This window comes from Chitinophaga nivalis (genome assembly GCF_025989125.1).
Classification (GTDB): domain Bacteria; phylum Bacteroidota; class Bacteroidia; order Chitinophagales; family Chitinophagaceae; genus Chitinophaga; species Chitinophaga nivalis.
On sequence record NZ_JAPDNR010000001.1, the window covers coordinates 5,838,122 to 5,851,230 of the forward strand.

General features: G+C 48.9%; 8 protein-coding genes. All 8 read left to right on the top strand.

The window, feature by feature from the left end; all coding sequences use genetic code 11:
- Window positions 1-721: 721 nt before the first annotated feature.
- On the top strand, window positions 722-1,300 hold the full coding sequence (locus tag OL444_RS21990) for an RNA polymerase sigma factor (protein WP_264752035.1): 579 nt from the start codon (window positions 722-724) through the stop codon (window positions 1,298-1,300).
- Between the two features lie 70 nt (window positions 1,301-1,370).
- On the top strand, window positions 1,371-2,540 hold the full coding sequence (locus OL444_RS21995; RefSeq protein WP_264729692.1) for a FecR family protein: 1,170 nt from the start codon (window positions 1,371-1,373) through the stop codon (window positions 2,538-2,540).
- Window positions 2,541-2,770: 230 nt separating this feature from the next.
- The gene (locus OL444_RS22000) at window positions 2,771-6,130 is read left to right on the top strand and encodes a SusC/RagA family TonB-linked outer membrane protein (protein ID WP_264729691.1); all 3,360 of its coding nucleotides are present in this window, start codon (window positions 2,771-2,773) and stop codon (window positions 6,128-6,130) included.
- Window positions 6,131-6,161: 31 nt separating this feature from the next.
- The gene (locus tag OL444_RS22005; protein ID WP_264729690.1) at window positions 6,162-7,565 is read left to right on the top strand and encodes a RagB/SusD family nutrient uptake outer membrane protein; all 1,404 of its coding nucleotides are present in this window, start codon (window positions 6,162-6,164) and stop codon (window positions 7,563-7,565) included.
- Window positions 7,566-7,597: 32 nt separating this feature from the next.
- Window positions 7,598-8,332, top strand: a complete 735-nt coding sequence (locus OL444_RS22010; protein WP_264729689.1) for a DUF4843 domain-containing protein — start codon at window positions 7,598-7,600, stop codon at window positions 8,330-8,332.
- Window positions 8,333-8,336: 4 nt separating this feature from the next.
- Window positions 8,337-10,013, top strand: coding sequence for a PKD-like family lipoprotein (locus tag OL444_RS22015; RefSeq protein WP_264729688.1), 1,677 nt, complete (start codon window positions 8,337-8,339; stop codon window positions 10,011-10,013).
- 5 nt (window positions 10,014-10,018) lie between these two features.
- On the top strand, window positions 10,019-11,188 hold the full coding sequence (locus tag OL444_RS22020) for a thioredoxin family protein (RefSeq protein ID WP_264729687.1): 1,170 nt from the start codon (window positions 10,019-10,021) through the stop codon (window positions 11,186-11,188).
- 8 nt (window positions 11,189-11,196) lie between these two features.
- Window positions 11,197-12,390 (top strand): CE1 family esterase, encoded by a 1,194-nt coding sequence (locus OL444_RS22025; RefSeq protein ID WP_264729686.1) that lies wholly within the window; start codon window positions 11,197-11,199, stop codon window positions 12,388-12,390.
- Window positions 12,391-13,109: the final 719 nt, after the last annotated feature.

Below are 13,109 nucleotides of genomic sequence, written 5' to 3' on the forward strand. Positions count from 1 at the left end.
AATCGTTAGCAATATATACTTTCAGATATGCAATAATCTCTATTGGCTCCTTTAAAACGTTCGTGACAATTGCCGCAATAGCGAATCATAACTGTGTATGTGTGTCTTTTACGGCGTTAAAATTATTTCATCCCACTGCAGTAATACTACAACGATATAAATTTCACATCTATTTATGAAAACATTTCAGCAACAAATACAGGCAGGAATATTTTTTATATGTTATCACTTTTATTTCCCAATACAGTTGCCAGTGCTGTCTTTATTATATCCTTTTCTCCCTATCATCAATGGTTTGGCTATATAAATCAGTCGGCTATACGATTTTTCATAACGGATACCATATACGTAGTTAGTGCACAGATACCTGCTGTCTGATCTGACAGCAAAATGATTGTACCCTTCTCTGTCACTGCAGATATCACTGCAGACATTTAACAGATAGCTGTATTCCTGTTAATGGTCAGGTTATATTATCCACAACGACAATATGCACTTCTTGGGCTATAACTATCCCCGTGATGAGTATACTAACAGGCAGGCAGGTACAGATAACATGAGTACCCAAGCGGCCTCCTTTTTTTCGGATTTTCCGGATGTTGCCGCACACCCCTAGCTTATGCAGATAATTTTCTATATAATAGGATACCACCTGTTAGGGTTTGTGTATTTTATCTTTTTACCCTACTTTAGCGTTTTCGTATTTTTTTCGTCAGCATTATTGGAACCAGCCAGCATACATAGCACTACACTCCCCGCCCTGGTGGCCCTGGGAGATCAGACCGCCTTTACACAGTTGTTTCTTCAGTATCGGGACCGGGTGTATACCACCGCCTACCGTGTCACTGAATCAACGATGGAAGCAGAAGAAATTGTGCAGGATGTATTCATGAAGATATGGACCATCCGGGAAGAGTTACCTGGTATTATCAATCTGGAAGCTTACATTTTTACCATTGCCCGCAACTTAACTTTCAATGCCCTGAAACGCCTGCTGCGCGAGCGGGAACGTACCGGCGCCATGCCCACGGACGGCGCCCCTGCTATTTCTCCGGAAGCAGAATCCAATGCCCGGGAATTTATGGTAGTACTCCGGCAGGCTATTGACCAACTGCCGCCTCAGCAAAAACAAGTATACCTGCTGACGAAAGAAGAAGAGCTGACAAAGGCCCAGGTAGCCGAAAGGATGGGCATTTCCCCCAACACCGTGAAAAGCCACTATGACGCGGCAGTACGGACTATCAGAACTTATTGCGCCACTTACCGGAAGCTCTCCCCCCTTCTTTTTCTGATTCTTTAAATTTTTTTTTGCACCGACTCACCAGTTGCCTTATCTGCGATTGTCTTTATTATAAACGGACGATTCTGATATGCACGAGAGACTGTCACAGTTATTTGACCGGTATTACCGGAAAACCATTTCTTCGGAGGAAAGAACGGAGCTGTTTGTACTGCTCGCTGATCCGACGCTGGAAGAAACGGTAAAAACGCTGATACTGGCCAGTTACGCAGATAATGAGCAGGAAGAGATGCCAGCCGCCGCTTCGGAAGCAGTATTGCAGGCCATCCTGGGTAAAACGGTAACGATGATACCAAAGCCTCGCCGGAACCTGCTCGCTATGCGATGGACGATCGCCGCTTCACTGGCATTGCTGCTGGCAACCGGCGCATACCTGCTGCAACGTCCGCACACTGCCGCTCCGCTGACCATACACCTGCCGCCACCAGCAGCTACGCCGGCGGGTAATGGTATCCTGCTTACCCTGGCCAATGGTACCCGTATTCCATTAGACAGTGCAGGCAACGGACAGATAGCTACTGACGGCGGTGCCGCCATTGCCTTCAAAGACGGACAACTTTCGTATAACCCTGCCGGTGGGTCCACCGATGCGCAGGCATATAATACCATTAGCACGCCACGTGGCAAACAGTTTCACCTGGTACTCTCCGACGGCACGCGGGTATGGCTTAATGCCGCCACCACCCTGCGTTACCCGGCCATTTTCACCGGCCCGGAAAGAAAGGTAGAAATCATCGGGGAAGCCTATTTTGAAGCAGCCGGGAGTGCCACCACTCCCCTTCGGGTAATCGTACCCACGCAGGCTTCCATACAGGTATTAGGTACCCGTTTTAACGTAAATGCCTATACGGAAAGCAATCACGTCACCACCACCCTCCTGCAGGGAGCCGTGAGAGTAGCTGCCATAGCCGCCCCGGATGCCGCCGTAGTACTGGCGCCCGGCCAGCAGGCACGGGTACTGGATAGCCGTAAGATAGCCGTGGCAAAAGTCGATACCGAAAGCGTAATGGCCTGGAGAAACGGCAATTTCAACTTCGACGGGGTAGTCCTGAAAGAAGTAATGCAGGAACTGGCCCGCTGGTACGACATCGAAGTAGTATATGAAAAAGGAATTCCGGACATCCGGTTCTTCGGGGAACTGGGCCGCAGCCTGCCACTGGCAGATGTAGTCAAGGCACTGGAAGATTCCAAAGTACATGTAAAAATGGAAGGCGCCCGGAAACTGGTCGTACTTCCTTAAATATAGCCAGAAACCAACCACCACCAGGTTAGCGCAGTAAACAAAAGGCCGGCAGTACTCCACTACTGCCGGCCGGAAATGCGCTGGCTGATCAAATGTACCGTTTTAAAAGTCCTATTATCTCAACCAGGTCAATGCAATTTATGCAAAAAATCAACCATTGGTGCCGGGCTGCCGGATCGCCCCCCGGGCGACGCAGCAGACGCCGGACCGCTAAAATGCTGTTAGCGATGAAATCAACCATTTGCCTATTGACGGCCGCCATGTTGCATGTACATGGCACAGGCCTATCACAGACAGTTTCCTTCTCCGCCAGGCAGGCATCTCTGCAACAGGTATTTACCACTGTAAAAAAGCAGACCGGATATGTTGTATTTGGCAACGCATCTTTATTGGAAACGGCACATACCGCCTCTATTGATGTGCAGAACATGCCGCTTCCCGATTTCCTGCAACTGGTGATGAAGGATCAGCCATTAAACTTCCGCATTGCGGATAAAAACATTATCATTTCAGAAAAAACGACCACTCCTTCCGCTCATTCGGTCAACAACACAGAAGCTGCACTGCCGCCCGATTCTATCCGCGGCGTGATCTTCACGATGCAGGGCACACCGCTGCCCGGTGCTTCCATCAGAATCAAAGGCACCACCATCGGCACCGTCACCGACACCCGCGGCCACTTCTCGCTGAAGCAGCTGCCCGACAATGCCCTGCTGGTGATTTCCATGATGGGATACGATCCCATGGAAGTACGCATCAGCAAGCGTAATGATGGATACGCCGCTGCCGCAGTAAACGACAAACAAACCGGTTCGCTGAAAGTAAACACCGGCCAGTTTACCATTACCGTTAAATTACAGGAAGCCGTAGGCCAGCTGAAAGAAAATGTGGTCACCGGCTATTTCGTAAAATCCCGGGAATCCTTTACCGGTGCGGAACGTACACTCAGCGGCCAGGAGATCCGGCAGATCGGTACCGGTAACGTGCTGCAAAGTATTTCATTACTGGATGCTGCCGTATCGCTGAAAGAAAGTGTCAACTTCGGCTCCGATCCCAACCGGGTACCGGAAATCACCATACGGGGTGAAAACAGTTTTGACCTGCGCAACTCTGCCGATGATGGTAAAACCAATCCCAACAGCCCCCTCTTTATGCTGGATGGTGTGGAAGTAAATGCGGAAAGGATTTACGATCTGGATATGAACCGCATCGAAAATCTTACCATCCTGAAAGATGCATCTGCCACCGCCCTGTATGGCTCCCGTGGCGCCAACGGCGTGATTGTGATCAGAACCATCCGCCCACAGGCAGGTGAAATACGCGTCACCCTCAATGCCAACTACATGGTATCCGCTCCTGACCTGCGCGACTACAATCTCATGGACGCCCGGGAAAAACTGACGTACGAAAAGCGCGCCGGCCTCTGGACCGACAAGCTGAAGAACTACGATACCCAGATGGAGCTGGACCGGAAATACAATGAGAAAGAGAAGGAAATACTGAGAGGGGTGAATACCTATTGGCTCAGCAAACCACTCCGTACTTCCATTAACCAACGCTATAATCTTTACTTTGAAGGCGGCGATAAACACTTCCGGTATGGTATCACCCTGCGGAGTGAAAATGACCGCGGTGTTATGAAAGGGTCTGAACGTAAAAAAACGGGTATCGGCATCACCTTCAACTACGACATCGGGCAAACCTTCCTGGTACGTAACGACCTGTTTGTAGATGAAGTGACCGGTAGTAACTCTCCTTACGGCAACTTCGACATCTTCGCAAAAGAAAATCCGCATGACCGTATCTATGATGAAAACGGTAACTATATACTGAAACTCAGCAGCGGCCGGGATAATCCACTGATCAATGCCACCTTGCCACAGAAGGATTTCAACAGGTATGTGGCGATCCAGGACAATTTCAGCATCGACTGGCGCATGACACCTGCCCTGCGCCTCCAGGGCCGCGCGGGACTGACCAAACAACTGGAAAAAACGGAATTCTACCGCTCTCCTTTTTCATCTGAATATGCCACGGTAAAAGAACCGGAAAAGAAAGGCGAATACAGAACCCTCCATTCAGAATCCCTGAACGTAGATGGTAACGTGACGCTGGCTTATAACAAGGTGTTGGGCAAACACGTTCTCAACACCGGTGTCGGCGCCAACCTCCTGACTAATTTCAAGAACGGCAGCGGATTTGCCGCTACGGGCTTCCTCAACGATGATATGACGTTTGTGGAATATGCCGCCCAGTTCAAAGAAAATTCCAAACCTACCGGCATATTCGATAAGTCGCGGATGATCGGCTTTTTCGCCAACCTCAACTATGGGTATGACAACCGCTACTTCATCGACGCGTCTTACCGTACGGATGGTTCCAGCAAGTTTGGCCGGGATGCCCGTTTCGCGCCGTTCTGGGCCGTGGGCTTTGCCTGGAATGTGAACCGCGAAGCATTCTGGGGTGCGAGCAGCAGTCTGCTGAAAATCCGTGGTTCCGCAGGTAGTACAGGTACCATCAACTTTTCTTCCAACCAGGCCCTCACGGCCTATCGCTATAGTCAGAGCAGTGAGTACAATGGTAACCTGGGCGCCCGCCTGATGGGCTTCGGCAACTCCTCCCTCCGCTGGCAGAATACCTTATCCTACAACATCGGGGCAGACCTTACCCTGTTCAAAAACTTCCTGCAGGTTAACGTAGACGGCTATATTAAACTCACCGACAACCTGTTGTTGCCGATCGATGTAGCACCATCTACGGGTTTTACCAGCTATGTCGAGAATATGGGACAGATGAAGAACAGCGGTATAGATGCGCGTATCCGTATGAACCTGATCCGCGACCGTAAACATAACCTGAACTGGAGTGTTACGCTGGCAGCGCTGAGCAATCAGAACAAGATACAGAAACTCTCCAATGCATTGGAGGTGATGAATACAGAAGCCAACAAGGCCGAAAATGTAAAAGGGCCGCAGCCACTGCGCACGTATGAAGTAGGCCGTTCCCAGAGCGCCTTGATGGTGGTACGTTCTGCCGGTATCGATCCCGCCACCGGTAACGAAATCTATATCAAACGCAATGGCGAATACACCTTTGACTACGACTACCGCGACAAGGTAGTAGTGGGTGATACCCGTGCCACCGTAGAAGGTAACTTCAGCTCCAACCTGAACTGGAATGGACTGAACCTGCTGGCCGTTTTCTCTTACCGCGTAGGGGGCAAGATCTTCAACTCCACCCTCAAAACAAGTGTGGAAGGCGCCAACCCACTGTTCAACGCCGACAGAAGAGTATTGTACGATCGCTGGCAGGAACCCGGCAGCACCGCCAAATTCAAACGGATAGACGATACTTCGGAGTCATACCAGACCGACCGTTATGTGCAGGACAATAACCAGCTGTCACTTTCTTCCCTCTCACTGACCTATGACCTGCCTCGCGGCACCGCCAAAAAGATGAGAGCCGAACGGGTAAGACTGCAACTTTCTTCTACAGAGCTGATCCGGTTTTCCACCGTAAAGGCAGAAAGAGGTACCCTTTATCCTTATGCACAAACTTTCAATGGTGGATTCAATGTCACGTTCTAACACATCTTTATCATCCCTTAAATCTTCACACATGAAATCCAGGCTACTGATACTGAGCATGCTGATGCTGTTATTTTCATCGTGTAAAAAATGGCTTGATGTTGACCTGATCAATCAGGTAGATGAAAACAAGCTGTTTGCCAAAGAGCAGGGCTTTGTAGATGCGCTGGCCGGCGCCTACAACCAGATGGCCGAGCCTAATCTCTACGGGCAGAAACTGAGCTATGAACTGCTGGACGTACTGGCACAGTACTACAGCTACAACAGCATGGCCGAAAGCTACAAACCTTACCGCGACTATAATTACAAAGATGCCACCCTGCGCAAACAGATAGACGGCATCTGGTCTGATATGTACAGCACCATTGCCTCCGTCAACAACATTATCCGCTGGGAACAGAAAAACGGTGTTGTCATGCGGCCCAACATCCGGAAACAGGTGCTGGGAGAAGCACTGGCGCTACGTGCCTATCTGCACTTTGACCTGATGCGTATGTTTTGCGCAGACATCAAATTCAATCACCAGGCCACCGGCATTCCCTATAACAAACAATTCGGCGTAGCACTCCCGCCGGTATATACGCTGGCAGAATGCTACCAGCTGGTACTGGGCGACCTGGAAGCTGCCTGGACAAATCTCAATGAAGCAGATCCTATCAATGCCACTACGCCTTATTTATCGCAGGACAAAAACATGGCCGACCGCGATGTGGCCCGCATGAATAAATATGCAATACGTGCGCTGATGGCCCGGGTATACCTGACTAAAGGAGACAAGGAAAATGCCACCAGATATGCGAAAGAAGTGATTGCTGCCAACAAATTCCGGCTCCTTGATTTCAAAACCGGCATCGATGTGGATGAATCTAAAAAAGATATCCGGTTCTCTGATGAACATATCTTTTCGCTGCGTAACAAAAATATCCCGGAGCAGTCCAACGCCGTTCATTTCGAAGTAAAGACTGAAACTTCCACGACGGCAGCCAAACTGCCCTTCGGAGATGCGCCCGGTATTTACAATGCCAACAGCGACGATACCCGCTACCAGCTATGGTTTGACCTGGGTAAATTCACCAAGTACACCCGGGGTAATGTCAAGGTGTTTACACCTAAAATCCCCCTGATCAAACTGGCAGAGATGTATCTCATTCTGACGGAAGCCTTGTATGACACCGACCGTAACCAATCGCTCCAGTACCTGAATACCTTGCGGCGTTCCCGGATCCGGAATGTTTCCGATTGGTTTTTCCTTACCCGCGATAATATACTGGATGAAATGATCCGCGAGTATCCCGGCGAAGGTCAGTTGTTCTTCGCCTACAAACGGCTGAACAAGGCGATCAGGAACACTTCCGGCACGGGCGACATTCCCCCGTCCAACAGCCTGTTCGTGTTCCCGATTCCTGACAAAGAAACAGAAACAGGACACCGGTAAATGATTGTCTGTACAGTTATCAAACATGTATCATGAAAAAACTAGCCATCATATCTGCACTGGCCCTGCTGGCTGCTTCCTGCACCCAGGATGCCGGGCTTACGTACAGTGGAAAAGACAAGATCTATTTCACGTATAATTATACACTCCTCAACCAGGTGATCAACTTTGATAAGGTAACCTTCTCCTTTGGCATGAAGCCGGAGCAGGTGATAAAAGATACCGCGAAGATTGCCGTCCGCGTAATGGGGCAACGGTCAGATAAAGACCGCCAATATCGCTTGTCTATCGACAACGACTCTACGACTGCAATACCAGGCGTACATTATGAAGTACTGCCACCACTGCAGACTTTCCAGAAAGGAATTTTTGAAGATACCCTCCGGATCGTGGTACTCCGCAGTAGTCTGAACGGCAGCCATATTACGCAGGAAAACCGGCGGCTGCGGCTACGTATGGAAAGCAGTGACGACTTCGACAACGGCACCAAACAGGGTGCAGCCATCGACCTTTACATCAACAATTACCTGTCGGAACCAAGATGGTGGAAACAATACGAAGGTTCCGGGCTCTATTATTATCATCCTGAAAAATGGAAGATACTGATGACGTTCCATGACAATTTCAAGGATCCTAATAAGGATTACCCGATGGATGCCAACCTGGTTTATTCCTACTTCTCTTCCTTGCGGAATTACCTGATCCAGAATCCCACGTATGACAAAGAAACCCGTGCACGGGTATTAATTGACAAACTTGTACCGTAGTATCATGAAAAAGATAAAATTATTATCAGGTATACTCCTGGTCTTCGCCGGCTTGTCTTCTTGCTATAAAGACAAAGGAAACTACGACTATACAGAACTGAATGAACTGACGATAAATGGTCTGGAAAGCCGCTATGAGCGGGATCAGGATGATTCATTACATATACCGGTAGCCTTACAGGGCACCCAATACGCAGATACCACCCAATTTACCTACGAATGGGAAATAGGACGTAAAATCGTCTATACCGGGAAAGACCTCCGCATGAAAGTGAACCTGGCTGTTGGCGAACACCTGGGCCGCTTCATTGTCACCGATAAAGGCAATGGTATCAAAGCCTATTTTCGTTTTGGCTTAAGGGTTAGTTCTGCCACTGCCGGCGACCTGCTGCTGGTATTGAGCAACTACAACGGCCAGGCAGAGTTATCCTACAAGCGCCTGGACAAAGACGGCAACTTCGCCGTCAACTATTACCGCGAACGATTCGGAGAGATGCTCGGGTCCGGCCCCCGCAGCATCTGCATCAGCTATAACTCTATGGCTAAGCAGATTCCTTTTGCAGACGATACCACCAAAGGGAGTCTCCAGGTTATCACGGCAGAAGGTATGCGGCTCCTCGACAAAAATACGATGGGCCCGAAATCGTACCTCCGTTTCATCACGGGCGGTACCTTTGCCTCCTTCCTGCCCCCCTATCCGGTGCAGGATGTATCCGGATTTGAGCCGCAATACGCCTCCTATCAGCTGGGTATGTGGAACCATAATCCTTACGGCGGTATTAACCAGGACGGGCGGCTGTTGCTCATCTCCGGCGGCGCCTTATATTTCAATGCCATGAGCCGCGACACCCGTTTGGCATATGTCAACCAGAAGCCGGACAATGACGGCTACCTGGCGCCGGCACTCTGCTACGCCTACGTCAACAACTCACAGCAAACCAGTCCGGTACTGCAGCAACGAGGCTATGACGTATCCACCTATGCACTGCTGTATGACAACAAGAACGGTAAGTTCCTGTACAGCAACTACGGCCGCCGGCCGCTCACCATCCTGAACAAAGACAACAACGAATACCTGCCTTCCTACCCGGGCTACAAAATGATTTACGCCTCGCATACGTCTACACCGAATAAATGTGTAGCCATCTTACATAACGGCACCAGAGCGAAAATCGTTTACCTCACAGTGCCCGGCAATGCTACGGAACAGACCAACATGCCCTTTGCCATCAATGGTGAAACAGAAGTAAGCAGCAGCGTTATCAATGAGGATAGCCGGTTCTATACCATGACCTACTCTCCTTACCTGCTGTTCAGCTCAGGCACCCGCATGTATCGGTATAATATCCTGAACGTACTGAACAACGCGGCGCCATCGGAAGTCATCGCCGACCTGGGCGCGATGGGATATAGCGCATCAGATAAAATCAATGCCTTCACAGTATCACGTACAGAACGTAACCTGCTGATGGCGGTATCCCGCTATGGCACGGCTACCAACGGCGACGGACCACTCCGCGGAGATGTGGTGAAGATGACCTTCAACAACTCCACCATCAGCCTTTTATTTGATAAGAAATATGAAAGCGTATCCGGTAACCCGGTAGACATCCGCATTAAATATCAAACTCACCAACGGGACGGCATCGACAAAAATGGCGTACCGGTAGATAAAATCTAATTACTATGATGAAAAAAATATTCACCATCGTTGCGCTGCTCATTGCAACGGCTACCTATGCCAAGAAAGGCCTGCAGTTTGCGCACCTCACCTGGGAGGAAGCACTGCAGCAAGCCCGCGAAGAAAAGAAAATGATCTTCATTGATTTTTACACCCAATGGTGTGGGCCCTGCCGGGCTATGGCCGATGAAGTATTCGTCACCCGCGCTGTCGGCGACTTCTATAACACCAACTTCATCAACCTGAAAATTGATGCGGAATCACCCAGTGGCAGTATACTCGCCCGCAAATACGGGGTGAAGGTATATCCGACCTTCGTATATATTGATCCCACTACCACCAATGCCGTACATTTCTCTACCAGCCGGCAGGATGAAGATATCTTTCTTTTTACCGGCGCCTCGGCCCTGAGTAAAGACAAGAACTCTACCTTCCTGTACCAGCAGGATCAACAAGGGGTAACCGATCCGGCTCATCTCTACAACATGGCCTATTATCTTTCCAGTATCTATCAGCGCGAAGAGGCAGATAAAAGATTCAACCAGCTGATTGGCAGGAAAGGTTATGACCTGAATAATCCCGATATCTGGGAATATTTCACCCGCTTCATTAAAACCAGGCAACATCCACTTAGCCAGGATTTACTAAGGCAACCGGAAAGATACATGCAGCAATATGGCCGGGAAGCCGTAGCCGATCAGGTGTTTGCGCTGTACCGTTGGGAAAGGGATGCCCAGGTATTACAACAAGCACCGGATTTCGATGGCCGGAAGTATCTCATCAGCAAACTGCAATTCGAAGAAGCGATGAAAGCCGGTAATTATCCGCAGGCCAATATACTGGCTGATAGCCTGTTTCTGCACGCTGGCAGCCGCAACAAAGAACTTTGCGCCGACCTCGATTTTGTAGTCAGGGTAAGAGATGAAAAGGCCGCAATGCCTGCTGCACAGCTGTCTATGCTGACGAAGCTGGCACAATATGCCGCCTATAATGTACCTGACCGGGATAATGGCATTGCTCACTTCAACTATGCCCGCCTGCTGGAATATATTATCCGGCAACAGGCGCCGCAAAGTGCGCCATTGATTGCCCCGCCAGCTATCGGCGCCAAAGAATATTCGCTGCGCCCGCAAGGCCTGCAAACCAAACCGGTAAAGACAAAAAACACCAAATAGCTTTATCCATGAGAAAATATATCTGCATGCTGGCTATTGTTGCAGGACTGTTTTCCTGCGCCAAAGATACCAGCGTATATGCGCCACAACAGAAAGAAACGGTAGCACCCGGCGATCTTTTTAATCCTGATGGCCCTGACCAGTGGCCGGCAGGATACCTGAAAGCCGGCATCAACAAGGTAAACCTGGAAGTGACCATGCCCAATGGCGACAAGGTAATGCGGGAATTCAAATACTATTTCCCCATTTCCCTGAACCCCCAGAAACCCATATCCCTGGTATTCAACTTCCACGGTAGCTACACCTACCCCGCCGGCAGCACACCACCAGACCCGCTGCTGAACGTGACACCGCAGGACCCGCTCAACCGCCTCGCAGATACCGCCAATATCATCACGGTATTCCCTGCAGGTACTGCGGAAATCGGCGCGGTAAACTGGCAGTTTTCCGAAAAACATATCCCGTTTGTAAAAGCGATGGTGGCTTTCTTTAAGGCAGCTACACCGGCCATAGATCCCAACCGGATCTATACCTGTGGCCATTCCAGTGGCGCCATCTTCTCTTTTGTACTGGCACGGGAAATGAGTGAAGTATTTGCGGCTGCCTGCCCTGTATCCGGACAAATGAAGTTGACAGATCTGTCTGCACCACCCCGTACCACCGCTGTACGTGCTTTCAACGGTCAGCAGGATGCTTCCGTCAATCATGCTGCCGCATTTGAAAATATCAAAGTATGGGCAGCTACCTTGGGTGGCTACTACGCCAAAGACAGCATCAAAGGCCAGCAGCCCATTGCTGCCGGCAACTATACCCTGCTGCCTACCAAATGGGGCGGCGGCAACGGCAACATCGAATTCTATTCCATCCCGGAAGCCAACCATGGCATCAACTGGAACAACATTATTATCTATATGTGGGAGTTCATGCGGGCCAACCCGTTGAATAAACCTACCGGGCTTTATATAGGCGTGAAACAATCCACCCTCTATTTTACACCCGGTAATACCTATACAATTCCCATCCAGTATGCCCGCCAGGTGAGTCCCAGGATATATAGCGCACCGGCAGGTTTCGACGTTAGTCTGAACGGCAATACCTTACAGGTACAAGCGTTGGCTAATGCTGCTGATGGTAAGATTGTAGTGGAAGGTGCCCTGAATGGTACGACCAAACTGGTAGAAGTGAGTTTGATAAAAGATTAATCGTTTATAAGCACTATTGAAAAGAAAAGCCCGGCAGATCATGGTAAATGATTTGCCGGGCTTTTTAATACGTTTATGGGTAAGAGTTATATAAGCGATAAAAAAACAACACCTGCACTCGACTTAAGTACTGATGTACAACACATTAATTAAAGCTAGAAAAGATACCCCATCTTTTTTCCAATAATTCGATTTATTTTAAGTTGAATTCCGGTTTTTATCTATAAATTAGTTTAGCAAATCAGCAGCAACTATCGTTTGTTAAAACTCGTAAAAATACTTTTTCAACAACTCGTGCTATAATCTCTGATTATAATAACTGAAACCACCCACTCGCCACCAGGAGTGCTTTTGAGCGTATTTTTACTATGAGACCATTCAGAATAATTATTGTTTAACACCATTAAATGTTTACTAAAAACAGTCGGAGTAACTACTAAACAACCCACCATAGTTATGTCTTTACCCTTCCGATACTATTAAAACTATACTATTGTAACCTATATGTATATAAGGGCCGTGCTATGCCCATATAGCAGATAGCGCCATCACATTAAAACCATCGGGGCATATCTTTATTGAAACAGATGATCGCTTATCCCATGCGGATAGGATCAGTTGATTCATTTTGCCTTTCTTATCACATAGTTGATACCTGTTTATTACAACAGGTACACACCTCGCTATTATCTATAAAAAAATACTTGCGCAACAAAGGC

Excerpts from the sequence above, each read along its gene's own strand:
- OL444_RS22020 (WP_264729687.1), top strand. The coding sequence starts at position 10,019 with ATGATGAAAAAAATATTCACCATCGTTGCGCTGCTCATTGCAACGGCT.
- OL444_RS22025 (WP_264729686.1), top strand. The coding sequence starts at position 11,197 with ATGAGAAAATATATCTGCATGCTGGCTATTGTTGCAGGACTGTTTTCC.
- OL444_RS22015 (WP_264729688.1), top strand. The coding sequence starts at position 8,337 with ATGAAAAAGATAAAATTATTATCAGGTATACTCCTGGTCTTCGCCGGC.
- OL444_RS22010 (WP_264729689.1), top strand. The coding sequence starts at position 7,598 with ATGAAAAAACTAGCCATCATATCTGCACTGGCCCTGCTGGCTGCTTCC.
- OL444_RS22005 (WP_264729690.1), top strand. The coding sequence starts at position 6,162 with ATGAAATCCAGGCTACTGATACTGAGCATGCTGATGCTGTTATTTTCA.
- OL444_RS21995 (WP_264729692.1), top strand. The coding sequence starts at position 1,371 with ATGCACGAGAGACTGTCACAGTTATTTGACCGGTATTACCGGAAAACC.
- OL444_RS22000 (WP_264729691.1), top strand. The coding sequence starts at position 2,771 with ATGAAATCAACCATTTGCCTATTGACGGCCGCCATGTTGCATGTACAT.